Origin of the sequence: Methylocystis sp. ATCC 49242 (assembly GCF_000188155.2) — a bacterium.
GTDB lineage: Bacteria > Pseudomonadota > Alphaproteobacteria > Rhizobiales > Beijerinckiaceae > Methylocystis.
In genome coordinates this window covers 3,386,778-3,410,991 of the sequence record NZ_KE124774.1, presented here as the reverse complement: position 1 = coordinate 3,410,991, position 24,214 = coordinate 3,386,778, and the positions used below count along the sequence as shown (strand labels likewise).

Below are 24,214 nucleotides of genomic sequence, written 5' to 3'. Positions count from 1 at the left end.
AGCAAATGTCTCAGGTCGATTCCGTTTCCGACGCCCGCACCGTCAACAGCGCCGTGCGCCATCAGTATCGCGTGCTCTCCGACAAGGAGAAGGCCGATATGCTGGCCGTGAAGGACATGGGCGCAGCCTTCCTCGGGCAGATCGAGGCGCTGGGCCAGAGCCGCGAGCTTTCGATCGCCCGGACGAAGATCGAAGAAGCGGTGATGTGGGCGGTGAAGCACATCACCGCCTGACATGCGCCGCCGCCCTGTCCTGCAAATCGTCAACGGCTCCGGCAAGAATATCCTGCCCGGCCTCGCCGGCCTGTGGATCTCGGCGCGCGTGACCGAACAGGCGGGCGGCGAGAGCGACACGGCCGAGATCGTGATGGTGGGGCCGCCCGGCCGGTTCGGCCTGCCGGGGCGCGGCGACGAATTCACGATCCTCGGCGGCTGGGAGGACGAAGGCCCGGTCGAGCAGGGCCGTTTCACGGTCCAGAAGATCGTCTGCGCCGGCGACGCCGAGTCGGGCGACACGATCACGATTCAGCTGCGCGCCGCCGACTATGTCGACAAGCTGAAGGCGCACGCCTCGAAGCACTATGACGACAAGACCTATGGCGACATCGTCGAGGACATCGCCAAGAAGGTCGGGCTGAAGGCGCAGGTCGACCAGGACGTGGCAAAGGTCAAAATCCCCTACTGGCTGCGCTGGCGGCAGTCGCACATCGACTGCCTCACCGAGCTGTCCGAGCATGTGGGGGCGATCTGCAAGCCCGCGGGCGGCAAGCTCATCGCCGTCAAGCGCGGCTCGGGCAAGAGCGCCTCCGGCAAGGAGCTGACGCCGATCACGATCCGCCGCGCGGAGTGCTTCGCCTATGAGGCGGAGATCGAGCCCCGGCCCGAGGTCGGCGAGGTGGAGGCCCACTGGCACGACGAGAAGGCCGGCAAGCGCAAGGCCAAGACCCACAAGACCGGCCGCGACGGCCCGCTGCACATGCTGCCGCATCCGTTCCGCAGCGAGGACGAGGCCAAGGCGGCCGCCGAGTCGCAGGCCTATGAGATGGGCAATGACACGGCCGGCGGGCATTTCGACTGCCCCGGCCTGCCCCGCGCCCACGCCGAGGCGCAGGTGACGGTCTCGGGCTTCGGCAAGCCGCTCGACGGGAGCTGGAAGGCAGAGACGGTCGAAAAGACATGGGACGCCCGCGGCGGCTTCATGACCACCGTGACCGTGAAGGCGGGCGACGATCAGAAGGGGAAGAAGGGATGAGGAACGCTCTCCGGAAGCATGAGGAGAAGCTCGCAAAGGCGGTAGCGGAGGCGCGCGCTGAGCTGGCCGCCGCTGCGGCAAGCGGCCCCTTCGGCTTCGGGCGGGCTCTGGCGCTGCTGAAGGAAGGCAAGGCGGTGCGGCGGCGGAGCTGGGAGGGCAGGACCGAAATCTTTCTGGCCGGGGCCTATCCCTGCGGCGGCGCGTTTCGGGAACGCTACTACCGGGAAGGTTCGGATTGGCGGTGGGACCGGCACGACGACGACATCCTCGCTGAGGACTGGGAGCTGGCGCCGTGAGCGCCCTCTTCGAGCATCTCGCCGGCGTGGGGCCCGCCGAACTGGCCTGCGCGCTGGCTGTCGCGAGCGCCGCCGGCGTCGCCTGCGGCGTCGTGATGCTGACGGTGGTCTGGGTTTTTCTCGTGAGGGAGGGTTGAGCCAATGAGCGAAGTGGACAGCGGCCATCTGAAGGCGCTGATCGAGCGGGTCGAAAAGCTCGAAGAAGAGAAGCGGGCGCTCGGCGACGACATCAGGGACGTCTACGGCGAGGCCAAGGGCGCGGGTTATGACCCAAAGGTGATGCGAAAGATTGTCTCCCTGCGGCGGCAGGACCGGGCCAAGCGCGACGAGGAGGCGGAAATTCTGGACCTCTACCTCTCCGCGCTGGGGATGGCGTAGCCCCAGCCCCGATTGAACGGCCTTTCAAAGCCCCTTCCAGCCGCCCTAAAACTTCATCCTCGGGGGCGAATCGGAGGCGGCATGAAGTGGCGCAGAACGGCATTCAAGCGGCTCGACGGCTCAATCGACGTTATGGAGGACGACTGGAGCCTCTCGGACGGCGGCCTCTCCCTCGCCCGGCTTTACCGGCTGAAGGGAGGCCCGCAGGACGGGCGATGGGCGTGGTTCGTGCAGATCGGGCCGGATGGCGCGCCCGCCAACAGCGGGACCGGCGTCTCCCTCACCGGCGCGGAGGCCCGCAAGGCCTGCGAAGACCGATTGCCAGAGGCAGTCAGGGCGCGGCTTCAGGGCATAGACGGCCAAGGCTGAGGGGCTATGCCAAATGATTTGTCGCGAACTGCCATTTGTTTTGTCGCGCTACAGGCATTTTTCGTCCTGCCTGTCCGCCGCCGGCCGCGACTCCCCGGCTCCCGCCCTTGCCGGCGGCGGGCGCATCGCCTAAACCCGCGCCCGAAACAGGAGGCGATATGAGCGATATCAGGCGAATCGGCGCGGGTCCGCGCATGAGCAAGGCGGTCGTGCGCGGCAACGCGGTCTATACGGCGGGCCAGGTGGCGGAAAAGACCAAGGGCGGCTCCGTCGCCGATCAGACCCGCGAAATTCTCGCGCTGATCGACGAGTTGCTGGCCGAAGCCGGCAGCGAGAAGGCGAAAATCCTCTCGGCGACCATCTATCTCTCCGACATCTCGACCTTCGCCGAGATGAACAGCGTCTGGGACGTCTGGGTCGACAAGCAGAACCCGCCGGCCCGCGCGACGGTCGAGGCGAAGCTCGTCACGCCCGACTACAAGGTCGAGATCGCCGTCATCGCTGCGAAGTGACGCCCGAGAGCGGATTGTCGGGGTCGTAGGCGTAGCGCAGCGTCTCGAAACGCATTGCCCGCGTGTCGATCAGCAGGAGGCGGCCGACGAGGCCCTCGCCGAAGCCGACGATCTCGCGCACGACTTCGAGCGCCATCATGGCCCCGACGACCCCGGTCAGCGCGCCGAGAATTCCCGCCTCCTCGCAGCTCGGGACGGTTCCCGGCGGCGGCGGCTCGGGAAACAGGCAGCGATAGGTCGGGTTCGGCCGACCGTCGGGGGCCGTCTCGAATGGCCGCAGCGTGGTGAGCGAGGCGTCGAAGCCCCCCACCGCCGCCGTCACCAGCGGCTTTTTTTCATGAAAGCAGGCGTCCGAGACCAGATATCGCGTGGCGAAATTGTCGGAGCCGTCGGCGACGATGTCATATTGCGCAATGAGCCCGCGGGCGTTGTCGTCGTTCAGCCGCAGCGCATGTTTCTCGACCGCGACATGCGGATTGAGGCGCGCGATGGCCTCCTGCGCGCTCTCGACCTTGGGCCGCCCGACGGCGTCGGTCGCATGAATCACCTGCCGCTGCAGATTGGAGAGTGAGACGACGTCGTCGTCGACGATCCCGATGGTCCCCACCCCGGCGGCGGCGAGATATTGCAGCAGCGGCGCCCCCAACCCGCCGGCGCCGACGACGAGCGCGCGGGCGCGCTTCAGTTTCTGCTGGCCGGGACCGCCGACCTCGCGCAGCACCAGATGTCGGGCGTAGCGTTCGATCTCCTCGCTGGTAAGGCTCATTCAATCCTCGGCGCGCAGGGCGCTTGCATAAAACGTCAGCCCGGCGATGCTGCGAAGACGTTGATTCGCGCCCAGAACAGCAGGTCGGCTTTCCCTGATGACCATAGCGGCTCCGCCGTCCGGCCTCCAGCCGGAGGACTATGAAGAAATCGAGGCCGCCGTCATGGAGACGGCGCGCGGCCGCTGGTTTCTGGCCGAATATGCGCGACGCGTGCGCGACGCCGAGAGCGCGCGCATGCTGGCGGCGATCGAACGGCTGGAGGCGCGGCTCGAGGCGCAGAACGCGCTGGCGCCGGCGGAGGCGTTCAGCATCGCCGAACGCCTGAGCGAACTCTCCTGGTCGCTTCGCGAACGCGGCGTCGAGGATTTCGTCTGCGGCAAGATCGACGCGCTGGCGCGGGAGTTCAATGGGGCTGGCGGCGCGGCGCGGAAACGCGCGGCGGCACAAGAGCCCGGGAGCGCTGCGCCTGAAATCGCCGTCGCCCCGATCGCCGCGCCCGCGGCGCAGCCGGAGCCGCTCGCCTCGGCGCCGGAGCCGATCATGGCGATGGATGCGAGGCCGGAGCCCGAGGCGGCGCCAGAACCCGCGCCGGTCGATCCGCGTCTCGAGGCGCTGTTATGGCTGGATCGGCTGCCGCTTGTCGACCGGATGTCGCTCTTCGCCTGAATTGCGCAGTGCCTCGACGCCGACTCCCCCGAGGGAGGCGGCGCCGCGCGCATAGGCGATATTGTCGAGAAACTGACGCGCGCAATTCTCCCAGGTGAAGCTCAGCGCATGGGCGCGCGCAGCGGCGCGTGGAATGTCGCGCGCCGCGAGCGCCGCCGCGCGCAAATCCTCGTCCAGCGCGCCGGCGCCGCTCGCGCCGACGACGTCGAGCGGCCCCATCACGGGATAGGCGGCCACCGGCAGGCCGCAGGCCATCGCCTCGAGCAGCACCATGCCAAAAGTATCGGTGCGGCTGGGGAAGACGAAGACGTCGGATGACGCGTAAAGCGCCGCGAGTTCACGGCTGTTCTTCAGGCCCAGAAAATGCCCGTCGGGGAAGCGCGCTTCGAGCGAAGCCCGGGCCGGGCCGTCGCCGGCGACGAGCTTCGTTCCGGGCAGATCGAGCGCGAGAAACGCCTCGATGTTTTTCTCCACCGCGAGGCGGCCGGCGTAGAGGAAGATCGGCCGCGGAAAATCGAGGGCCGTCGCCGCGCGGGGAGAGAACACCCCATGGTCTACGCCGCGCGACCAGCGCAGCAGGCGGCGGAAGCCCCGTCCGTCGAGTTCGCGGGCGAGGCTCGGCGTGGACACCATCACCCCCGCGCCGGCGTTGTGGAAGCGGCGCAAGGCGGCGTAGGACAGGCCGACCGGAAGTCTGGAACGGGCGTGGATGTATTCGGGGAAGCGCGTGTGGAAGCTCGTCGTAAAGCACCTTCCGTCGCGCAGGCAGACGGCGCGCGTCGCGAGCCCGATCGGCCCTTCCGTGGCGATATGCACATGATCGTAACCGCTCGCCAGCCGTCGCCGCACGGCGCGGGGCGTCGCCAGCGCCAGCGAAATCTCCGGATAGCTGGGCATCGGAAAAGCCATGAAGTCGCGCGGCGTCAGAAAGTCGATCTCCGCGCCGAGCGCCCGCGCCGATTGGGACAGCGACTCCAGCGAGCGCACGACGCCATTGACCTGCGGGCGCCAGGCGTCCGTCGCGACGAGAATGCGCATCAGGCCGCCGCCGCCCGAGGCGGCGGCAACGCCTTCACTCTCCTCGCCGCGAGCGCAGCCTCGCGCTCCGCGGCCGTGGTCCGCCAATGAATGATTTCGAAGCCGCCGCCGTCATGTTCGACGATCGCCGTGCAGCTTTCCACGAAATCGCCGGTGTTGAGATAAAGCACGCCCTCGATCGTCTTGATCGTCGCATGGTGGATATGGCCGCAGATCACGCCGTCAACTCCGCGGCGCCCGGCCTCGGCGGCCAATGTCTTCTCGAAGTCGCCGATGAAATTGACCGCGTTCTTCACTTTCATCTTGGCCCAGGCGGAGAGCGACCAGTAGCCGACGCCGAACAGGCGGCGCGCGCGGTTGAGCCAGGTGTTGGCGACGATGGCGAGGTCATAGGCCCAGTCGCCGAGGAAGGCGAGCCAGCGGGCGTTGCGCACGACGATGTCGAACTGGTCGCCATGGATGACGAGCATTTTCTTCCCGTCGGCGGTTTCGTGGACCGCTTCCTCGATCACCTCGACGCCGCCGAAAGTCAAACCCGCATAGTCGCGGGCGAATTCGTCGTGGTTGCCGGGCACGTAGATCACGCGGACGCCCTTGCGCGCCTTGCGCAGCAGCTTCTGCACCACGTCATTGTGCGCCTGCGGCCAGTACCAGCCGTTCTTCAGTTTCCAGCCGTCCACGATGTCGCCGACGAGATAGATCTGATCGGCGTCATTGTGCTTGAGGAAATCCAGGAGAAGGTGGGCCTGCGCGCCGCGCGCTCCCAGATGCAGGTCGGAAAGGAAAATCGTGCGATACCGCCTGGCGGCAATATCCGTCATATCGTCCGTCATGAATTCCGTTGAGTTCGTTTCGGGCATGAGCGTCATCGCCTCCCGCCTTCGCCGCTTAAGGACATTCACCAGATTCACGTCACAGTCCGATGACAGCGGGGCCGGATCGCCGTCCGCGGTTGCGTTCGATATTTCGAACGAAATCGGCTAGTGTGCCGTCCGGTTTCGAATCGAAGGAGCGGGCGCCGCAAGGGCGCCGAAGGCCATGGGCGTCGAAGGTCGCGACAAGCAGAAAATCCTCGAGGCCGGAGCTCTGGCGCTTTCCGGCCAGCTCGGCGCGACCGTTCAGCGGCTGCGCAAGGCCTATAATCTCTCGCTTTCAGAGCTCTCGCAGCAGTCTGGGGTCGCCAAATCGATCATCAGCCAGATCGAGCGCAACGAGACCAATCCGACGCTCGCGACCATCTGGCGCCTGGCGCAGGCCCTCGACGTCTCGATCGAGCGCGTGTTGCAGACGACCGAGGACGAGCCCTTTCTGGAAAAGGTCACAAAGGCCGACACGCCGATCCTGCTGTCGGACGACGGAAAGTGCCGGCTCGCTATCATAGGCTGGATCAAGACGGTCGAATGGCTGCAATGCTACGAATTCTCGGCCGATCCCGGCGGCGTGCTCGAGTCGGACGCCCATCAGCGCGGCTCGGTCGAGAGCCTCTCCGTGCGCGAAGGCGAACTCGAGGTCGAGGTCGCAGGCGTTAAGGAAACCGTGAAGGCGGGCGAGACGCTGCGCTACCGCTGCGACCGGCCCCATGTGATCAGAAATCTCGGCGCGACGCCCGCGCAGGCCATGATGGTGTGCATTCTTAAGGCCGCCGTGATGGAATAGGCTTAATGGCCAAGGTCAAGGATGACGCCGAGCGGCGGCTGTCGATGCTCGCCGCCGCCATTTCGGCGATCGGCGGGGTGCAGGTCGCATTTTTTCCGATCTGGTTCGGGGCGCGCGGCCTCGGCGGCGGGGAAATCGCGACGCTGCTCGCCGCCGCGCCGGCCGCGCGCATCGTGTCCAATCTCGCGGGAACCCATTTCGGCGATCGCCGCGGCGATTATGGGCGGCTGATCCTTCTGCATCTCCTTGGCGTCGCGCTGATCTTCATCGCCATGGATTTCGCCTATGGCTTCCTCGCCCTTTTCGCCGGCCACACGGCTTTGTGCTTCGTGCAGGGGCCGATCGGACCGCTCAATGACGGCCTCGTGCTCGACGAAGCGCGGCGGCGACGCGAGGCGGGTTTGCCGGCCCTGCGGCTCGCGCGGGTGCGCGCATGGGCGGCTGGCGCCGTGCTGGTCTTCATGCTCGGGGCCGGGCCCGTCGCACGCGCCATGCCCGACGACGCGCTGATCCTGATCATGGCGGCGATCTCGGTCTTTTCGCTCGTCACGAGCTTTTTCCTGCTGCGGGGCTTCGAGGCTGGCCGGCCGCGAGAGCCCGCCCGGCCCATCGACGACCCGACGCCGCTGCGTCGTCCCGGGCTCCTCGCCCTGATCATCGCCTGCGCCGCGCTGGTCCACGGCAGTCACGGATTCATCACCGTCTTCGGTTCGCTGCAATGGGCGGCGAAAGGGTTCGACGCCACTTTCATCTCCATCGCCTGGAGCGCCGCCGCCTTCTCCGAAGTGGCGTTCTTTCTTTCGGCCACCCGCTGGTTCGGCGGCGAAAGGCACGCGGCGCCGCTGATGGCGGCGGGGGCCGCCGGCGCAGTGCTGCGCTGGGCGCTGCTCGCGAGCGACCCTGGCCCGGCCGGGATCATCGCGGCGCTGCTGATGCAGCCATTCTCGGGCGCGGCGCTGACGCTCGGGCCCGCCTATCTGATCGCGGAGCTGGGCGGCAAGGCCTATACGGCGCGGGTGCATGGCTGGCTCGCGGCCGCCAATGGCGTGACGCTGAGCGCCTCTCTCTATTTCTCCGGGCCGTTGAACGCCGCTTTCGGCGTGCAGGGTTATCTTGCCATGGCCGCGATGGCGGGCGCGGGACTGTTGCTGTCCCTTCCTGTCGCGGCGGCGGTGCGCAATGGCGTCATAAAAGACGAAAGGCGAACGACGCCGGTCGCCCGCCCTGCTCTCGTGAATGAAAGAGATCCCACCGCCTGACGCTTCAGGCCGCGGAACGATCCGTCAGGAGTCCAGCCCGCCGACGTGCTTCTGCGAATAGAGCTGCACACCGAGCTGCTTGATCAGCTCGAGCTGCGTCTCGAGGAAGTCGATGTGGCCCTCCTCGCTCTTGATGATGTCCTTGAACAGCTCCTCCGACACGCGGTCGTTGATCGAGAGGCAGTAGGCCGCGGCTTCGATATACATGGCGCGGGCGTCCAGCTCCGTCGCGAGATCGCATTTGATGATCTCCTCGACCGTCTGGCCGATGCGCAGCGGATCGAGCACTTGCATATTGGGGAAACCTTCGAGGAACAGGATGCGTTTTGCGAAGTGGTCCGCATGGCGCATCTCCTCGATGGACTCCTCGCGCCATTTCTTGGCGAGTTCGAGAAAGCCCCAATTGTCGAAAATGCGATAATGCAGCCAATACTGGTTGACCGCCGTCAGCTCGGCGCGCAACCCGCGATTGAGATATTCGATGACCTTTGCGTCACCGCGCATGTGCAAATCCTTTCCATGACCGTGTGCCGACCTTACGCCGCGAGATCGTCGGCGCGGCAGCTGTCACAATCGCCGCTTCCCGCGCATTCGTCCAGTCTCGATGCGGCATGCTGGTCGACGATGGCGACGATGCTGCGCACGCAACGCCCGCATTTCGCCTCGCAACCCATGTGCCGGAAGACAGCCCCGACGGTCGGGCGGTCGCCCCTCCCGCCAAGGGAATCTCGGACGTCGCGGTCGGACAGGACGTTGCAGGAACAGACGATCATCACCTTCGCCTAGTTTGGAAAGGTTGCAAACTACCTTTTACATCAGTAGGTTACAACTTTTCCCCCATTTTCGCAACCGGCATTGTCGGCTTCCTGACAATGGACCGGCCGCCCATGCTGTCATCGCAAGGGGCGTGCCTACTTTTGTAAGTTTGGTCGATGTCAGGGACTTGCAATCTCCCCGATCAAAAAAGCCGCAGCGCGCCTAGCGCCGCGGCAAACATCATCGTCACCACCAATAGGGGCGCGGGCGCCAGCCATAGCCGTAACCGCCCCAGCCGCCGTAACCGCCGCCCCACCCATAGCCGCTCCAGCCGTAATTCGCCGGCCCGCCGCCATAGTAAAAATGATTTGGGCGCCGCCAGCAGCGGTAGGGCCCGCACACCCAGCGCGTCTTTTCGACGCCGGAGAAGCCAATGACGACGAGCGTGGCGAGCGCTGCTTTGACGGTGTCGGATTTCATCGCTCATTCTCCTTTCACAGACCTGTTGTTCAATGAGAATCAGGCTGAAGCCCCCGGGCTGAATGGATACTGAAACGCCTGTTCATCGCATGGCCGGAATTGGGCCTTCTCCAGGAGACGCGACATGTCCCGATTCATCGGCGCAATCGACCAGGGAACGACGAGCACCCGTTTCGTCATCGTCGACGAGAGCGGCGACGTCCGCGCCTTCGACCAGCGCGAACATGCGCAGATCTGTCCCCGCCCCGGCTGGGTGGAGCATGACGCCGCGGAGATCTGGCGCAACACGCAGGCGGTGATCGAGGGCGCTTTGGCGACGGCGGGGCTCGGGCCACGCGATCTTGCCGCCGTCGGCGTCACGAACCAGCGTGAAACAAGCCTGTTGTGGGACCGCGCAACAGGCGCGCCCCTGCACAATGCGCTCGTGTGGATGGACACGCGCACGCAGCCGCTCGTCGAGCGTTTCAATGCGCAAGGCGTCGCCGACCTCGTGCGCGCGAAAACCGGCCTGCCGCTTGCGACCTATTTCTCTGCGCTCAAGCTGAGCTGGCTCCTCGACACGATCCCCGGCGCGCGCGAGAAAGCGGCGCGGGGCGAGGCGCTCTTCGGCACGATGGACTGCTGGACGATCTGGAACCTGACCGGCGGCCGCCATGCGACCGACGCCACCAACGCCTCGCGCACGCAACTCATGGACCTGCGCAAGCTGCAATGGGACGACGAGCTGCTGCGCCTCTTCGATATTCCGCGCGCCTGCCTGCCGGACATCCGGTCGTCCAGTGAAATCTACGGCGACTGCGTCGGCGCGCTCTCGGGGGTTCCACTCGCCGGCGCTCTCGGCGACCAGCACGCCGCGCTTCTGGGTCAGGCCTGCCTCGGGCCTGGCGAGGCGAAGAATACATACGGGACCGGCTGCTTCCTGCTGATGAACACCGGCGAGACGCCTCATGTCTCGACAAAAGGGCTGGTCACCACGCTCGCCTATAAACTGGGAAATGAAAAACCGGCCTATGCGCTCGAAGGCTCCATCGCCATCGCCGGGGCGCTGGTGCAATGGCTGCGCGACAATCTCGGCATCATCGACAGCAGCGCCGAGGTCGAAGCTTTGGCGAAAAGCGTCGAGGACAATGGCGACGTCTATTTCGTGCCGGCCTTCTCCGGGCTCTATGCGCCGCGCTGGCGCGAGGACGCGCGCGGAATCATCGCGGGGCTCACGCGCTTCTCCAACAAGGGCCATATCGCCCGCGCCGCTCTGGAGGCCGCGGCCTTCCAGACCCGCGAAGTGCTCGCCGCGATGGTTGCGGATTCGGGCGTTGCAATATCCGAGCTCAAAGTCGACGGCGGCATGGCCGCCAATGATCTGCTCATGCAATTTCAGGCCGACATTCTCGACGCGCCCGTCGTGCGGCCGCGCCATCTGGAAACAACGTCGCTTGGCGCCGCTTACGCCGCCGGCCTTGCGGTGGGCGTTTTCAGGAGCGTCGACGATATCGCCGCGCATTGGAGCGCGGAGCGCCGCTTCGCGCCGACAATGACGCAACAGCAGCGCGCGCGCCTCGTCGCATCATGGGAGAAGGCGGTGGAGCGCTCGCTGGGGTGGGCGGCATGAAGGCTGAAGCGTTTGAAATATCGCACGTTCGGACGGAAAATCGCTCGCGCTTTTCCTGAACGCCCCTCAGTCGAAATCGACGCTCAGCCCGTGCTTCTCGAGCTGCTTCTCGACGGCGTCGAGAATCTTCTGCAATTCGACGATGTCGATCGGCGTCTCGTCGTCGGGCGCGTCCCAATGCTCTATGTCGTCGAGCCGCACGATGAAATCGGCGTCCTCGTCCGATTCGGCGTCAGGCGGGGCGGCGGGAATGGTGAGCGTGCGGCCCCCGTGGCGCACGCGAATGGCGCCTTCCGTGACCTCGACCTCGAATGCGCTCGCGCGACGGGCCATGATCGCCTCCTGCTGAAACTGATCACGCATTTTCTCCGCCTGCCCGGCGGAAGATGCTTCAACCTTCGACGAGACCTGCGCGAATGGCCGCCTTTCGCATCAGCGTCGGCAATCCCTCTTTATCGAGATTGTCGCACGCCGCCCAGCGGCAATTATGCGCCGGCGGCGCGGCCGCGGCCGTTTTGGCGACAAAAACCGTCGCGGAAAGCGAAAAATGCGTGAAGACATGCGACACGGGCTCCTCGAGAGCGCGCCAAGGCGCTGCGCAGGGCGCGTGGTCGCGCAGCTCTTTCGGCGCGACGTCCTGCGTCAGCGGCGTCGAGGGAAATTCATTCATGCCGCCCAGTAGCCCCTTCGGCGGGCGCCGGCGCAGCAGCACCTCGTCGCCGCGCCGAAGGATGAAAATCGCGCCGCGCCGCTTCGGCTTCTCTGCCCTCGCCTCCTTTACGGGGTAGCGGTCCTGCGTCCCGTCGCGACAGGCCGCGCAGAAATCGGCGAGCGGACAGGCCGGGCAATCCGGCGCGCGCGGCGCGCAGACGGTTGCGCCGAGATCCATCAGCGCCTGCGCGAAATCGCCCGCGCGCGAGGGCGGCAGCATCGCCTGCGTCGTCTCGCGGATGAGCGGCTTCGCTCGGCGCGGCGGCGTGTCGATCGCATGAAGCCGCGCGATGACGCGCTCGACATTGCCGTCGACGGCGACGCAAGGTTGGTTGAAGGCGATCGCCGCAATTGCCGCCGCCGTATAGGGCCCGATTCCGGGCAGGCCCAGCAGCGCCTCCTCGCTCGCCGGAAAGCGGCCGCCGAACTCGCGCGCGACGACTCCCGCGCAGGCGTGGAGATTGCGGGCGCGGGCGTAATATCCGAGTCCCGCCCATTCCGCGAGCGTCTCCTCCAGCGGGGTCTCGGCGAGCGCCTCGACGCTCGGCCAGCGCGCGAGAAATTTCAGGAAGTAGCCCTTGACCGTCGCGACCGTCGTCTGCTGCAGCATGATCTCGGAAAGCCAGACGGCATAGGGGTCGACCGCCTCCCCCGGCCGCGCGCGCCAGGGCAGTTCGCGCCGATGCGCGTCGTACCAGGCGAGCAGCGCGGCGGCGGGCTTTCGCCCGGGGCGGGAGGTCTTTATCATCCCGCGGTCATTAGGGGCGCGGCCCCGTTCAGGCAAGGGAGAGAGGCGCATGGGCGTTTCGCCGCGCAAGGGCGCGTGGGCGCGGCCACTGGCGGACTATGTCCTGCGCCAGATCGACCCGCTCGTCGCCAGGCAGGGCTTCGGCGAATCGTCGCTCCTCATGCGCTGGCGCGAGATCGTCGGCCCGCGCATCGCAGACATTTGCGCGCCCGAGCGCCTGCAATGGCCGCCCCGCGCGAAGAAGCCTGCGCCCGACAAGCCGCAGGAGCCGGCGACCCTCGTGCTGCGCGTGGAGCCGGGCTTCGGCCTCGAAATCCAGCATCTGGCGCCGGCGATCGTCGATCGCGTCAACGCGCATCTGGGCTGGCGCTGCGTCTCACGGATCGTTCTGCGCCAGCAGACGCTTCAGCGCGAGCCGCAGGGTCGCAGCCTCCGCAGGGCGCCGCCGCCGACCGATCCCGGCGTCCACGCCCGCGCCGAGGCGGCGACTCAGGGCATCGAGGAGGAGGGGCTGCGCGCGGCGCTGGTGAGACTCGGGGAGCACGCGCTCGCCCCGTCGCGCCCGAAGAAATAGCTCCTCGCGCCGCAGCGTTCCGGCGCGCCGCCGGGCAGCGGGAGCAAAGGGGCGGACCCTCTCGCGCACGGGCGGGCGTCATGTGAATTTCAGCGCCCGGACAGGCTTGCAATCGTCGTCGCTTGCTTTTAGGTTCCGCCGCGTTGGGCCGCCATAGCTCAGTTGGTTAGAGCACCAGATTGTGGATCTGGGGGTCCCCCGTTCGAGCCGGGGTGGCGGTACCATTTTCTCCTGCAATTTCCGGTAGACGGAGGTGAACGGTCGCGCACTCTCGTGCAATCGGGAAACGCAAGCGCCGCTCTTGGGCGAATGAGAGGAGGCGTGAGCGGAGCCGCGTGGTTACAAGTTCGGAAAAGAGCACGATCAGTCGGGCCGCGATGCGCCAAAAGCGGACATTCTTCCCGGAATTTGCGCGTTCAGAAAACGGCGTGATCTCCCCGCTTGGCGTTTGGTCGCCAGCAATCACCGATCTGTAAAAGTCGAAGAGTGTCTCGGTGCCTGTCGACGGCGTGCCGGCCGAGTCGTAGTGGCCGGTCTCAGGGTTCAGCCAAAGCATGGATTCGATAGCGTAATAACGGCCGGTCCGCGCGAGTTCGGCCTTTTCCGCAATATGAGGCGCAACCCGGGCAGCCATGCCAAGGGCCCCGACAATGCCGTCGAGCAATGCGAGCGGAACGCTGCGAAACAGAGGCGGACGGCGCAGGAGCGCAAAAAGGAACTCTCCCTGCTGCCTTGGCGTGATTGCATCCCCCGGGCCCCGCGCTGCAAACGCGCAACGTGTCCTGAGAGCGATTTGAAAAATGCGGTCGGCCTTACGATCGAATAGCTGACGCCATGGGGGCCGTCTCGAACGCGAGTTTCGCGTGCTGAAATTCGATGATCGGCTTTTGTACACAGATCGCCGAGAGCTGCACGAAATGGGAGACGCCGACTTCCTGCGCTGCAATGAGCAAATTCAAATGCGCCTGATGATCGATCGCCCAGGCGTCCTTGGGCGCCCCCGTTCAGGAGACCATGCAGGATATGACGGCGTCGAACCGTTCGCCCCGAAATCCGTCTTTCACGAACGATGCGAGTTTCGAAACATCGACGAATCTCACGGCGGCGCCATCGAACAGCGCCTTATTGCTCTCCGGCAAGAGGGACCGGCAACCGCCCGCAAGCGGGGCGAATGAAGCAAACCACGCTATGTCCGCGCGTCAGGAGCGCGCGCAGCGTCGCTCGGCCTATCGTTCCGGTTGCTCGGACAAGGCATACGCGCAATGATGAACGCTGCGTCGTGTAGGCGATATCGGCCTCCATCATCCGGTGCAACGATTTGCGTGCCTATGGGCGTAGGATTAGCGATCCGGGGAAAGTTTGCAACGGGCTACTGTCCGCTGTCACCCCATATCTCCGATGCCCCAGTTGCTGACCTTGGGACCGGGCCTGGCGCAAGGATAAAAAAACGAGCGCTCTAAGTTGGTTTAGCTGATCCGTTTCGCGGTCACGCTCGTAAACAGCATCAAGGTCCTGAGGAGCAACAATGTTCCGCTTCGTCTTTGCCTACGCGGGCGCCGCTTTCGGCATGCTGGCGCTGGATGCGATCTGGCTGTCGTCGATGGCGGAGAGGCTCTATCGCCCGCAACTTGGGCCGCTGCTTGCTGATGAGTTCCGGGCTGGGCCGGCGATCGCCTTCTATGCGCTCTATCTTTGCGGCGTCGTCTATTTTGCTGCGGCGCCGGCGCTGGAGGAAGACGACTGGCGAAAGGCGGCGCTAAACGGCGCCATGCTGGGCCTTGTGGCCTATGGCACATATGATCTGACCAATCAGGCGACGCTGAAGCTTTGGCCGGTGCTGGTGACGCTCATCGATCTGTGCTGGGGTGCGTTGCTCACGGCAGTCGCCGCCACAGCCGGCTATCTCGCGGCTAGACGCCGCAATAATAAACGTTTCACCGCGTGATGCGCAGAGAGTCTTGCCGCGCCGGCAGGAACATCCACACTGCGATCACGCTCAATGACATGGCGCTATAGAAATTGAGGGAGCCGAGAGCGTCCTGCTGGCGCGCATCCAGCGGGTAGAGCGGTGAACCGTAATTTCCGTGCAGTAGCAGGTAACCGCCGAGAAACGCGGCCACGTAACCGGCAAGGGCGCGGATATGCGCCCGACGGCAGGAGAGGGCGGCGATGATGAGACAGGGCGCGAGAAAGAATTCGATGCCGGATCTTTGGCCGAATACGAAAGCGCAGAAGAAGGTGTTGGCCGCGCCGACGGCCGGGAACCACAATCGCCCGACGTCCGGCAGCCGTCGCGCGACCCAAGGCGACGCCAGGAAGAACGGCGTCGACAAGAGCGTCAGCGCGAGAAGCGGGCTCGCGTCCCCGGTGGACCAGCTCACATAGAATGGGTAAAAAGGCTGGTTCGACGCGAGGATCAGCGCCAGCCTGTTCGACGTCGCCGTCAGCGGGTCGGGGGCGGCGACGTAATCCCGCACACGCCGCCACAGGGCCTCGAAATCAGCCACGCGATGGACGCAGGCGATAATGGCTCACCGCCCATTCCTCGCCATTGCTGTCGCCGAAGAGGCCTTCGGTCGCGAGGAAGAACAGCCGCCAGCGCCGGCGCCACAATGCGGCGTCGGAGGCATATGCGTCCCGCAGGACTGCGTCAATCTCGTCGCGCCGCGCATCGAAATTGCGCAGCCAGTCCAGCGCTGTGCGCTGGTAATGTACGCCGTTCCAGAGCCATTCCTGCTCGACCTCGAAGAGGTCGCCAAAGCTGTGAATGAGCTGGCGGCTGGGCATGATTCCGCCTGTGAAGAAGTGCTGCGCAATCCAGTCCGCCTTCTCGTTGTGGTCGAAGCGGTAGGGCTGATTGCGATGGGTGAAGATGTGGATGAACAGCTTCCCGTCCGCCGCAAGCCATTCACGGACGCGCGAAAGAAGCGGGCGCCAGTTGGACATGTGCTCGAACATCTCGACCGACACGATGCGGTCGAAAGGCCCCTCCGTCCTGAAGTCGTTCATGTCGGCGGTGATCACGCGCAAATTCGCGAGTCCCTGCCGCGCGATCTCGGTTTCGATATGCGCGCGCTGGCTCGATGAGTTGGAGACGGCGGTAATGCGCGCTTTGGGGAAGGTTTGCGCCATGGAGAGGGAGAGCGATCCCCAGCCGCAGCCGAGTTCGAGGATGCTCTGGCCATCTGCGAGGTCAGCATGCCGCACTGTCTCTTCCAGCGCGCGCACTTCCGCCTCTGCCAGAGTCGTCTCGGGCCTTTCGTAAAAACAGCAGGAATATTTGCGGCGCGGACCGAGCGCCAACTCGAAGAAGCGCGCCGGCACTTCGTAATGCTGGGCGTTGGCTTCGCGGGTATGGATGGCGATGGGATAATTGGCCATATCCCGCGCAAAGGCGTCGACAGAGGTTGGCGGCGCGGCGCTGAGACGCTCGCGGGTGCGGCCGACGAGATAACCGACGCCCATGCGCAAGACGGCGTCGGGAAGCGGCGCGCGTTCGACGACGCTGACGGCGGAAGCGATCAGTGACATGGCGTTATCCTCCAGAAAACCGGTTTCACGCGCGCTTTTGCGGCCCCGGAAAAAAGACATTGACCTGCGCCTGATAGGCGCGGAACGCGGCGCCGCGCGACGCCAGCATATATTTTTCGAGCGGCGGCACGCCGGACACATGCGCGAGCAGCCAATACATGAAGGCTGGCGCGAGGAGGGCTAGCCAACCCTGAGGCCAAGCGCCCGTGCCATTCATCGCGATGACCGCGAAACCGACCCAGCTCAGCCACTGGAAGAAGTAGTTGGGATGCCGCGACCACGCCCATGGCCCGCTTCTGCAGACGCTCTTGCCCGGACCCTGCGTCGCGCGAAAGCGCGCGAGCGTCGCGTCGGACCAGGCTTCGCCGGCAATCGCCGCGACGAGAATGGCGACGCCGGCAAAGTCGGTGAGCGCCGGAAAAGCGATCGGATTGCGAGCCGCGAGAAAGACCGCGAGAGACAGGAGAAACGCGCAGGCCGCCTGAATCTGAAGGAAGCCAAACAAGCGTCGCGGAAAATCCGCGCCCCATTCGAGGGCAAGCTCGTGGTAGCGCGGATCTTCGCCCGCATTGATGCTGCGCGCCACGATGTGGAGGCCAAGCCGTGCGGCGCCCGCGACCGCGAAGGCAGCCACGATATATTGCCGCGCTCCGGGCCCTTCTCCGTCAATCGGCGCAAGCGAGAGGAAGGCGCCCGCGGCGCCGATGGCGAACGACCAGGTCGCGTCGATCCAGCCCGACTGTCCGGTCTTGCGCTGAAGCAGCCACGCAAAGGCCATCAGCGCGGAAAGGCCGCAGGCCGTCGCGACAAAGAGAAGGCTGACGTTCATATGTCCCTGAACTTCTGATAGAGCCGGCCGAACCAGCTGCTTGGCACCGTGCGTCCCTCCATGGCGATGAGACAGAGACATGGAACCCCGGGATCTACCACGATGTCGTGCTCGATCGTCTCATCGACCTGCGCGATGTCTCCCGGTCCGAACTGCGCGTCACGATCGCGGAAGCCGCCGCGCAGCACACATGTTGCTTCATCGCCCTCATGGCCGTGACGGGGAACGGTGGCCCCAGCCGCAATCTCCAGCATGAAGGCCCGTGTAGCGGATGAGACGGGCAAAGCGATGCGCGCGGAGCGCACGCCCGGCGCAATCCAGCGCCATGGGCCAATGTCGACGGCGCGAAGCGGCGCTGGCAAGGAAAATCCCTCCGGCATGTCGGGATGCTTTGCAGCCTTCGGCGCACCTGCATGGCCAGCGATCGCCGGTTCCGCATCTTCCAGCGCATTGAGCGCGCGGTTCAGGGCGGCTGGATCGACATCAGCGGGTTCGATTTCGTCGAGCAACGCGCCGCCCAGCGCCTCGAACTGCCCATGCAGCCGCCGGGAGGCGGGCGACATCGAAAGATGCGTCTCAATGAGCAGCGCAAATGCGGGGTCGAGAGCGCCCGCCGCATGGCGCAGCAGAAGGTCTTCAGGCGCGCGGCTGAGATCCATCATGATCCGAGATCCTCGAGCTCCGCGCGCAGGCGCTGGATCGCCAGCCGGACGCGCGACTTAACGGTGCCGAGCGGCAGGTCCAGAATTCGCGCGATCTCCGAGTGCGGAAGCTCCTCGAAATAAAAAAGTTCGATGATGCGCGCCTGCTCCGCGGAGAGCGCGGCAAGCGCGCCGCGCACGCGTGAACGGCGTTCGTTAAGAATTGCGAGCGCCTCGCCGGTCGGCGGAGAGTCAGGCTGGTCGCTCGGATCGGGATCGAAGGCGTCGGCGCTACGCTCGCCGCGGAGGCGATCAATGCGCAGATTGCGGGCGATGACAAATATCCAGGTCGAGGCTGCGGCGACGGCGGGATCAAAGCTCGCAGCTCTACGCCAGACGCGCAGGAGCGTCTCCTGCGCCAGCTCCTCCGCCGCGGCGGGCGACGCGCCGACGCGAAGCATGTATGCCTTCACGCGCGGAAAATAATAAGCGAAGAGGATCGCGAAGGCCTGTCGATCATGCGCGTTGGCGATCTTCCTAATCAGGCTGCTCGCCTCTGCGGCGGAAACTGTGACGGGAGCCGTCCGCACATTCATCGGCGGCGTTCTGCGCGCGGGGATTCCCGGCGCGCATCTCCGTTCAGCGGTCTCGATCGTTTCTGCAGCAACGGCGCCAATCATGCTCCCTTATACTGTCGGCCAGCAAATTTGGATCATAGCTTCGCCATTTTCCGCAAAGACACAGCCAGTGATCCAAGCGCCGAGCCCGAGCGTATAACAAAATGACTTGCAAAGGACATGATTGTGACGGCGTGCCAGAGAGACTTTTCGCAAGAGGCGGCGTATGGCGGCTAGTGGCCTGAATCAGCGGCTGAAAATCGCCGTGCTCGGCGCCGGCGTCGCAGGGCTTTCCGCATCGTGGCTGCTATCGGACGCCCATGACGTCACCGTCTTCGAGCAGGGCGATTACCCCGGCGGACACAGCAATACTGTCGATGTCATGGGGCGGGACGGCGCCATCGCCGTAGATACCGGCTTCATCGTCTACAATGAGCCCGCCTATCCAAACCTGACCAGTCTTTTCCGCCATCTCGACGTGGCGACCATTCCTACCGAGATGACTTTCGCGGTGTCGATCGCGAATGGCGCGCTGGAATATGCAGGAAACGACCTCTTCACGCTCTTTGCGCAGAAGAAGAACATTGTCAGTCGCCGCTTCTGGTCTATGCTCCTCGACATCCGGCGCTTTTACGCGGAGGCCCCCGGCCATATCGTGCAAATGGACGGCGTGACGCTCGGCGACTATCTCGACGCGCACGGCTATGGCGCGCCCTTCCGCGAGGATCATCTTTATCCCATGGCGGCGGCGATCTGGTCGCTGCCGGCCCGGGACATCGCCGCCTATCCGGCGAGGGCCTTCACGCGCTTTTGCGAAAATCACGGTCTGCTGAAGATCGCCGGGCGTCCCGTCTGGCGAACGGTCGCCGGCGGAAGCCGGGAATACGTCAGGAAGCTGATTGCCCCGGTCGGCGAGCGCGTACTGCTCAATGCGCCGATCCAGCGCGTAACGCGTGACGCCGATGGGGTCACCGTCAAATGGCCCGGCGGCTCACGGCGTTTCGATCATGTCGTGATCGCCGCGCATGCCGATCAGGCGCTGGGCATGCTCGCCGATCCATCGGCAGAGGAAACGCGCCTGCTGTCCTGCTTCAAATATAGCCGCAACGAAACCATCCTCCATGGCGACGCCCGGCTGATGCCGAAAATGCGTTCCATCTGGTCGAGCTGGAACTATCTAGCCTCGGGACCAGATGCGCCGCTTTGCGTCACCTACTGGATGAATCGATTGCAAGGGCTGTCGCCGTCGACTCCGCTATTTGTCACGCTGAACGCGATGGCGGCGCCTCGAGAAGATCTCGTCTCCCGGCGTTTCGTTTACGAGCATCCGATTTTCGATCTCGCCGCCATCGACGCGCAACGTGAACTCTGGTCACTGCAGGGCGTGCGCCGCACCTGGTTCTGCGGCTCCTATTTCGGTTCCGGTTTTCACGAGGACGGGCTACAGGCGGGCCTCGCTGTCGCCGAGCAGCTCGGCGGCGTGCGCCGGCCATGGACCGTCGAAAATGAATCCAGCCGCATTCATGTCGGCCCCGCGCCAACGACATAGGAGCGGATTATGACAATGAAATCCGCGCTCTATGTCGGCTCGGTCGCGCACCGGCGGATTCGGCCGAAATCGCATCGGCTGCGCTATCGCGTTTTTGCGCTTCTGCTCGATCTCGACGAACTGCCGGCTCTCGATCGCAAGCTTCGGCTGTTTTCGCTCGGCCGGTTCAATCTTTTCGGTTTCCGCCCTCAGGATCATCTCTTCGCGCGCAGCGGCGATCTTCGCGGCGAGGTCGAGGCGTTGCTGCGTGACGCCGGTCTTGACGCCAAAGGCGGCGCGATCCGCCTGCTGACGATGCCACGCATCCTCGGTTATGGCTTCAATCCGCTCAGCATCTTCTTCTGCTATCGCGTCGATGGCGCGCTGCAGGCGATCCTCTACGAGGTCCACAACACATTCGGCCAGCGTCATTGCTATCTCTTTCCGGTCGGGACAGACGACCGCACGCTGCGCCACGCCTGCGCGAAGCAGTTCTATGTCTCGCCCTTCATGGCGATGGACATGACCTACAGCTTTCGGATCAAGCCGCCGGATGAGGCCTACGCCGTCTCGATCTCGGTAGCCGACAAAGACGGCGACATGCTGTTCGCCACGCAGCATCTCTCGCGCGAGGCGCTCGACGATCGCGCGCTGATGCGGGTCTTCCTCTCGCATCCGCTGCTCACGCTGAAAGTGATCGCAGGCATCCATTACGAAGCGTTGCTGATCTGGCTCAAGGGAGTCGCGCTGCACGTGCGGCCGCCGCCGCCCGGCCACGCTGTCACCGTCGCCAACAAGAACAGGGAAAAGGAAAGCGTTTCATGTCAGATCTGATTTCCCCCGGCACGCCATCCGTTTCGCTCTCCAGCGTTATCGCCGGGAGCGGCATGGGGCTCGCAGCGCTCGTTCTGCGCAAAGTGATGGCGGCCATGGAAAAGGGTCGGCTGACCTTCGTCCTTCCCGATGGAACGCGCGTCGACTGCCGCGGCGCGCGAGGCGGACCAGAAGCCACCATCATCATTCACAAAACGTCCGCGCTGCGCCGCCTATTGTTCTCGGGCGACGTCGCATTTGCCGAGGCCTTCGTTCGCGGCGAATGGAGCAGCCCCAATCTCGCGGCGGCGATCGAAGTCGCGGCGGTGAATGGCGACGCCTTCATGCGCGCGGTGGAGGGCTCCGCGCCAGCGCGCTTCGCCAACTGGCTGATGCATAGGTTGCGCGCCAATTCGCGCTCGGGCAGCCGTCGCAACATCGCCGCGCATTACGATCTCGGCAATGACTTTTACCGCCTGTGGCTCGACCCGCAGATGTTCTATTCCTCCGGCATCTACCGGTCGGATGACGACACGCTCGAGCAGGCGCAGCGCAACAAGATCGACCGTGTGGTCGAACTGCTCGATGCCCATAAGGGCGAAACGGTTCTCGAGGTCGGCTGTGGCTGGGGCGGTCTGGCACCGGAAATGGCGAAAGCCGGCGCCGGCGCGATCACCGGCCTGACCCTCTCGAAGGAGCAGCTCGCCAATGCGCGGGATGTCTCTTCAAAGCACGGGCTGCAGGCGCAGGTCGATCTGCGGCTGCAGGACTATCGCGACGTCGGCGGCGTCTTCGACCGGATCGTGTCCATCGAGATGATCGAAGCGGTCGGCCGCGATTATTGGCCGGTCTATTTCGCGACATTGCGCGATCGACTCGCGAAAGGCGGCCATATCGTGCTGCAGGCGATCACGATCGAGGACTGCCGCTTCGACAAGTATATGAGCACGCCGGACTTCATCCAGCGCTACATCTTCCCCGGCGGCGCGCTGCCTTGTCCGCGCGCGCTCCAGGACGAAGCGGCGCGCGCCGGCCTGCGCCTCGAAGTGGTCGAGGCATTCGGCGAGGGCTATGCGCGAACGCTGGTCGACTGGCGGCGTCGCTTCCATGCGAACTGGCACGAGATCGAAGCGCTGGGCTTCGATCCGTCCTTCAGGCGGCTGTGGGATTATTACCTCTGCTATTGCGAGGGCGGGTTCCGCGCCGGAGCCATTGATGTCGGACTGTATCGCCTTTCGCATGCGTGAAGAAGGGAGGAAGCGATGCGCAAATGTCTCACCGTCGGGGCCCTTGCCACGCTTGTCGCATCGGCGCTGATACTTCTGTCTGCGCCGGCGAGGAGCGAAGGCATCGTCGGCAATTGGGCGCGCGGCGACGGCAATGCGCGTGTGCGAATCGCGCCCTGCGGCGGCGCGCTCTGCGCCATCAACACCTGGATCCGAGACCCGTCGAGCGGCGAACATGTCGGCGATCGCCTGGTGATGAAGGTTTCGGGCGCCGGCTCGTCCATGTCCGGCACCGCCTATGATCCGCAGCGCAAGCTCAATTACAGCCTGGAGATTGATTACGGGCCGGAGGCGATGCAGACGCGCGGCTGCGTGCTGGCCGGCATTATTTGCAAATCGATCAGTTGGACGCGCCTGTCGCGCTGATCGTCCGTCGCGTTGGAGGAGCAAAAATGAAAAGCCAGATGGTCCGCCCGCTTTCCGCGCTTGTCGCGGTTTTCGCTTTTGGCGTTGGCGTCGACGCGCTGGCGCAGGAGCACGCCGCACGCCGGATCGATCCGGCTCGCTTCTACAGGGGAACATGGCTGGAAGTGGCGCGCCGTCCGATGTGGATTACCGATGGCTGCATCAAGGGCACGACGGGCTATACGCGCACGGCCGCGCTGAACCGCATTCTCCTGCGCGACGCCTGCCGCAAGGGCGCTGAGGAGACCGTGCTGAACGGCGAGGCGGAGATTCTCGATCCGGGCGTCAACTCGAAGCTGATGGTGCGCTACAATCCGCTTCTCTCTGTCGAATACAACATCGTCGACCACGCGCCGGACTATAGCTGGTTCATCGAGGCCAGCCCGACGCTCGACAATGTCTTCATCTTTACGCGCAAACCTCCATCACGAAAGCAGCTGACGGAGCTCGTCAACCACACGCGGCGGCTGGGCTACGATACGTCGAAGCTCGAATTTCCCTGGAGCGAATAGGCGCCCGCTCTAGAGGGTGTTATGCACCTTGGATCATGAAATCTGCTGCGCGCTTGAGCATGAGACATGCGAAGGCGACGACGTGGAGTCCTGCGAGGGTCTGAGCATAGCGCTCGTAGTCTTTGACGAGCCGCCTGCATCGCGTCGCCCAGGCGAATGAACGCTCGACCACCCAGCGCTTGGGCAGCAACACGAAGCCCTTCTTCGCTTCGGCAAGTTTGACGACGCACAGTTCGGCGCCTTGCGCCTTCGCCGCCTCGGACGCCTTTTCGCCGGTGTAGCCCTGATCGACATAAACGAGTTCGACGCTTTCGCCTGTCACATCCTGCACGGCTGCGATGAGCTTGCCGACCTCGGCGCGGTCATCGACATTCGCCGGCGTGACATGCAACGCCAGCAAATGGCCCAATGTGTCGACTGCCATGTGCAGCTTCGAGCCGCGCTTTCGCTTCGCGCCGTCATAGCCCGCTCGTGGGCCGCTCTCAGGGGTCGAGCGCAAGGTGCGGCTGTCGATGATCGCCGCCGTCGGCTCCGCCGCCCGCCCGGAAGCGACGCGCAACTGGGCGCGCAGATCCTGCGCAAGCGCCTCGAACACGCCCGCCGACAGCCAGCGCTGCGATTGCTGATACACGGCGAACCATGGCGGCAGATCGTTGGGCATGGCGCGCGCCAGGCGATGCCGTAGCGCAGCACGTAACGCAGGCCGTTGAACAGCTCGCGCAGCGAATGTTGACGCTGCGGCGCGCCTTCGTCCATGAGCGTCAGATAAGGCGCAACCAGCGACCATTCTTCGTCGCTGACGTCAGACGGATAAGGTTTGCGAATCGGAGACATCCGATTCTACTAAGACAATCAATCACCAAAGTACATAACACCCTCTAGCGCTCGAGAGCTTCTGCGCTCAGGCTTTGGCGACGTCATGTTCGGACGACTTCGTAGCCGCGCATCGCTGATCGAGCGATGCACGCTCCGACGCATCGAC

The 24,214-nt window shown here is 65.0% G+C and carries 32 protein-coding genes, 1 tRNA gene and 1 pseudogene; 20 read left to right on the top strand and 14 right to left on the bottom strand.

The window, feature by feature from the left end; translation table 11 throughout:
- Positions 1-5 precede the first annotated feature (5 nt).
- The 7 genes from MET49242_RS18690 to MET49242_RS18665 all read left to right on the top strand — a co-directional run bounded on the left by MET49242_RS18690 (position 6) and on the right by MET49242_RS18665 (position 2,806).
- Entirely contained in the window at positions 6-233 is a 228-nt protein-coding gene (locus tag MET49242_RS18690) for a hypothetical protein (RefSeq protein WP_036285204.1), read from the top strand.
- Between the two features lies 1 nt (position 234).
- The gene (locus MET49242_RS18685; protein WP_036285203.1) at positions 235-1,251 is read left to right on the top strand and encodes a phage late control D family protein; all 1,017 of its coding nucleotides are present in this window, start codon (positions 235-237) and stop codon (positions 1,249-1,251) included.
- Positions 1,248-1,547 carry a hypothetical protein gene (locus tag MET49242_RS18680; protein ID WP_036285201.1) on the top strand — a complete coding sequence of 100 codons (300 nt, stop codon included), beginning with the start codon at positions 1,248-1,250 and terminating at the stop codon, positions 1,545-1,547. Before MET49242_RS18685 ends, MET49242_RS18680 begins: the two co-directional genes overlap by 4 nt.
- Positions 1,544-1,684, top strand: a complete 141-nt coding sequence (locus MET49242_RS25595; protein WP_158497325.1) for a hypothetical protein — start codon at positions 1,544-1,546, stop codon at positions 1,682-1,684. Before MET49242_RS18680 ends, MET49242_RS25595 begins: the two co-directional genes overlap by 4 nt.
- 4 nt (positions 1,685-1,688) lie before the next feature.
- On the top strand, positions 1,689-1,925 hold the full coding sequence (locus MET49242_RS18675; protein WP_036285199.1) for a DUF2312 domain-containing protein: 237 nt from the start codon (positions 1,689-1,691) through the stop codon (positions 1,923-1,925).
- A gap of 81 nt (positions 1,926-2,006) precedes the next feature.
- Complete coding sequence (locus MET49242_RS18670; protein WP_036285197.1) at positions 2,007-2,294, top strand: hypothetical protein; 288 nt, start codon at positions 2,007-2,009, stop codon at positions 2,292-2,294.
- Positions 2,295-2,452: 158 nt separating this feature from the next.
- Positions 2,453-2,806, top strand: a complete 354-nt coding sequence (locus MET49242_RS18665; RefSeq protein ID WP_036285196.1) for a RidA family protein — start codon at positions 2,453-2,455, stop codon at positions 2,804-2,806.
- Here the strand turns inward: MET49242_RS18665 and MET49242_RS18660 are convergent.
- Positions 2,790-3,572 (bottom strand): molybdopterin-synthase adenylyltransferase MoeB, encoded by a 783-nt coding sequence (locus tag MET49242_RS18660; protein ID WP_036285195.1) that lies wholly within the window; start codon positions 3,570-3,572, stop codon positions 2,790-2,792. The two genes, MET49242_RS18665 and MET49242_RS18660, sit on opposite strands and share 17 nt — an antisense overlap.
- A 97-nt stretch (positions 3,573-3,669) precedes the next feature.
- Between MET49242_RS18660 and MET49242_RS18655 the strand changes: the two genes are divergently transcribed.
- Positions 3,670-4,239, top strand: a complete 570-nt coding sequence (locus MET49242_RS18655; protein ID WP_036285192.1) for a hypothetical protein — start codon at positions 3,670-3,672, stop codon at positions 4,237-4,239.
- Here MET49242_RS18655 and MET49242_RS18650 read toward each other — a convergent pair.
- Together MET49242_RS18650 and MET49242_RS18645 are read right to left on the bottom strand one after the other, a co-directional pair.
- Entirely contained in the window at positions 4,189-5,277 is a 1,089-nt protein-coding gene (locus MET49242_RS18650) for a glycosyltransferase family 1 protein (RefSeq protein ID WP_036285190.1), read from the bottom strand. The two genes, MET49242_RS18655 and MET49242_RS18650, sit on opposite strands and share 51 nt — an antisense overlap.
- Positions 5,277-6,137, bottom strand: coding sequence for a UDP-2,3-diacylglucosamine diphosphatase (locus MET49242_RS18645; RefSeq protein ID WP_371212556.1), 861 nt, complete (start codon positions 6,135-6,137; stop codon positions 5,277-5,279). The genes MET49242_RS18650 and MET49242_RS18645 overlap by 1 nt, the downstream gene beginning before the upstream one ends.
- Positions 6,138-6,315: 178 nt before the next feature.
- On the opposite strand from MET49242_RS18645, the gene MET49242_RS18640 reads away from it, so the two are divergent.
- Together MET49242_RS18640 and MET49242_RS18635 are read left to right on the top strand one after the other, a co-directional pair.
- Positions 6,316-6,933, top strand: coding sequence for a helix-turn-helix domain-containing protein (locus MET49242_RS18640; protein WP_036285187.1), 618 nt, complete (start codon positions 6,316-6,318; stop codon positions 6,931-6,933).
- 5 nt (positions 6,934-6,938) lie between these two features.
- Positions 6,939-8,192 (top strand): MFS transporter, encoded by a 1,254-nt coding sequence (locus tag MET49242_RS18635; RefSeq protein ID WP_051134311.1) that lies wholly within the window; start codon positions 6,939-6,941, stop codon positions 8,190-8,192.
- A gap of 24 nt (positions 8,193-8,216) precedes the next feature.
- On the opposite strand, the gene bfr is transcribed toward MET49242_RS18635, so the two are convergent.
- The 3 genes from bfr to MET49242_RS18620 form a co-directional block, all read right to left on the bottom strand.
- On the bottom strand, positions 8,217-8,696 hold the full coding sequence (gene bfr / locus MET49242_RS18630) for a bacterioferritin (RefSeq protein WP_036285185.1): 480 nt from the start codon (positions 8,694-8,696) through the stop codon (positions 8,217-8,219).
- 32 nt (positions 8,697-8,728) lie between these two features.
- Complete coding sequence (locus tag MET49242_RS18625) at positions 8,729-8,965, bottom strand: bacterioferritin-associated ferredoxin (protein WP_036285183.1); 237 nt, start codon at positions 8,963-8,965, stop codon at positions 8,729-8,731.
- A gap of 229 nt (positions 8,966-9,194) precedes the next feature.
- Positions 9,195-9,428 carry a hypothetical protein gene (locus tag MET49242_RS18620; RefSeq protein ID WP_036285181.1) on the bottom strand — a complete coding sequence of 78 codons (234 nt, stop codon included), beginning with the start codon at positions 9,426-9,428 and terminating at the stop codon, positions 9,195-9,197.
- Positions 9,429-9,552: 124 nt separating this feature from the next.
- On the opposite strand from MET49242_RS18620, the gene glpK reads away from it, so the two are divergent.
- Positions 9,553-11,037 carry a glycerol kinase GlpK gene (gene glpK, locus MET49242_RS18615; RefSeq protein WP_036285178.1) on the top strand — a complete coding sequence of 495 codons (1,485 nt, stop codon included), beginning with the start codon at positions 9,553-9,555 and terminating at the stop codon, positions 11,035-11,037.
- 66 nt (positions 11,038-11,103) lie between these two features.
- On the opposite strand, the gene MET49242_RS18610 is transcribed toward glpK, so the two are convergent.
- Together MET49242_RS18610 and mutY are read right to left on the bottom strand one after the other, a co-directional pair.
- Complete coding sequence (locus MET49242_RS18610) at positions 11,104-11,400, bottom strand: Imm74 family immunity protein (RefSeq protein ID WP_227967039.1); 297 nt, start codon at positions 11,398-11,400, stop codon at positions 11,104-11,106.
- Positions 11,401-11,428: 28 nt separating this feature from the next.
- On the bottom strand, positions 11,429-12,496 hold the full coding sequence (gene mutY, locus MET49242_RS18605; protein ID WP_036285175.1) for an A/G-specific adenine glycosylase: 1,068 nt from the start codon (positions 12,494-12,496) through the stop codon (positions 11,429-11,431).
- Between the two features lie 49 nt (positions 12,497-12,545).
- Between mutY and MET49242_RS18600 the strand changes: the two genes are divergently transcribed.
- From MET49242_RS18600 to MET49242_RS18585, 4 genes are all read left to right on the top strand, one after another.
- On the top strand, positions 12,546-13,070 hold the full coding sequence (locus MET49242_RS18600) for a DUF721 domain-containing protein (RefSeq protein ID WP_036285172.1): 525 nt from the start codon (positions 12,546-12,548) through the stop codon (positions 13,068-13,070).
- Between the two features lie 147 nt (positions 13,071-13,217).
- Positions 13,218-13,294: transfer RNA gene (locus tag MET49242_RS18595), tRNA-His, on the top strand.
- 639 nt (positions 13,295-13,933) lie between these two features.
- On the top strand, positions 13,934-14,245 hold the full coding sequence (locus MET49242_RS25805) for a hypothetical protein (RefSeq protein ID WP_192815608.1): 312 nt from the start codon (positions 13,934-13,936) through the stop codon (positions 14,243-14,245).
- Between the two features lie 350 nt (positions 14,246-14,595).
- Positions 14,596-15,015, top strand: a complete 420-nt coding sequence (locus MET49242_RS18585) for a DUF2177 family protein (RefSeq protein WP_036285169.1) — start codon at positions 14,596-14,598, stop codon at positions 15,013-15,015.
- Here MET49242_RS18585 and MET49242_RS18580 read toward each other — a convergent pair.
- Genes MET49242_RS18580 through MET49242_RS18560 form a run of 5 tightly spaced genes read right to left on the bottom strand, consistent with a single transcriptional unit; the run spans position 15,005 to position 18,667 of the window.
- Positions 15,005-15,577: a hypothetical protein gene (locus tag MET49242_RS18580; RefSeq protein ID WP_051134310.1), complete on the bottom strand. Its 573-nt coding sequence runs from the start codon at positions 15,575-15,577 to the stop codon at positions 15,005-15,007. The two genes, MET49242_RS18585 and MET49242_RS18580, sit on opposite strands and share 11 nt — an antisense overlap.
- The gene (locus MET49242_RS18575) at positions 15,570-16,601 is read right to left on the bottom strand and encodes a cyclopropane-fatty-acyl-phospholipid synthase family protein (RefSeq protein WP_036285166.1); all 1,032 of its coding nucleotides are present in this window, start codon (positions 16,599-16,601) and stop codon (positions 15,570-15,572) included. The genes MET49242_RS18580 and MET49242_RS18575 overlap by 8 nt, the downstream gene beginning before the upstream one ends.
- A gap of 25 nt (positions 16,602-16,626) precedes the next feature.
- Positions 16,627-17,430 (bottom strand): DUF1295 domain-containing protein, encoded by an 804-nt coding sequence (locus MET49242_RS18570; protein ID WP_036285164.1) that lies wholly within the window; start codon positions 17,428-17,430, stop codon positions 16,627-16,629.
- The gene (locus MET49242_RS18565) at positions 17,427-18,092 is read right to left on the bottom strand and encodes a ChrR family anti-sigma-E factor (RefSeq protein ID WP_084679209.1); all 666 of its coding nucleotides are present in this window, start codon (positions 18,090-18,092) and stop codon (positions 17,427-17,429) included. Before MET49242_RS18565 ends, MET49242_RS18570 begins: the two co-directional genes overlap by 4 nt.
- Positions 18,089-18,667: a sigma-70 family RNA polymerase sigma factor gene (locus MET49242_RS18560; RefSeq protein WP_051134546.1), complete on the bottom strand. Its 579-nt coding sequence runs from the start codon at positions 18,665-18,667 to the stop codon at positions 18,089-18,091. The genes MET49242_RS18565 and MET49242_RS18560 overlap by 4 nt, the downstream gene beginning before the upstream one ends.
- A gap of 247 nt (positions 18,668-18,914) precedes the next feature.
- On the opposite strand from MET49242_RS18560, the gene MET49242_RS18555 reads away from it, so the two are divergent.
- Genes MET49242_RS18555 through MET49242_RS18535 form a run of 5 tightly spaced genes read left to right on the top strand, consistent with a single transcriptional unit; the run spans position 18,915 to position 23,232 of the window.
- Positions 18,915-20,237 (top strand): NAD(P)/FAD-dependent oxidoreductase, encoded by a 1,323-nt coding sequence (locus tag MET49242_RS18555; RefSeq protein WP_036285161.1) that lies wholly within the window; start codon positions 18,915-18,917, stop codon positions 20,235-20,237.
- A gap of 9 nt (positions 20,238-20,246) precedes the next feature.
- The gene (locus tag MET49242_RS18550; RefSeq protein WP_036285158.1) at positions 20,247-21,050 is read left to right on the top strand and encodes a DUF1365 domain-containing protein; all 804 of its coding nucleotides are present in this window, start codon (positions 20,247-20,249) and stop codon (positions 21,048-21,050) included.
- Entirely contained in the window at positions 21,038-22,276 is a 1,239-nt protein-coding gene (locus MET49242_RS18545) for a cyclopropane-fatty-acyl-phospholipid synthase family protein (protein WP_036285156.1), read from the top strand. The genes MET49242_RS18550 and MET49242_RS18545 overlap by 13 nt, the downstream gene beginning before the upstream one ends.
- Positions 22,277-22,291: 15 nt before the next feature.
- Positions 22,292-22,681, top strand: coding sequence for a DUF2147 domain-containing protein (locus tag MET49242_RS18540; protein WP_036285154.1), 390 nt, complete (start codon positions 22,292-22,294; stop codon positions 22,679-22,681).
- A gap of 26 nt (positions 22,682-22,707) precedes the next feature.
- On the top strand, positions 22,708-23,232 hold the full coding sequence (locus MET49242_RS18535) for a lipocalin family protein (protein ID WP_144259691.1): 525 nt from the start codon (positions 22,708-22,710) through the stop codon (positions 23,230-23,232).
- Positions 23,233-23,251: 19 nt separating this feature from the next.
- Here the strand turns inward: MET49242_RS18535 and MET49242_RS18530 are convergent.
- Positions 23,252-24,066, bottom strand: a pseudogene (locus MET49242_RS18530) (IS5 family transposase).
- Positions 24,067-24,214 lie beyond the last annotated feature (148 nt).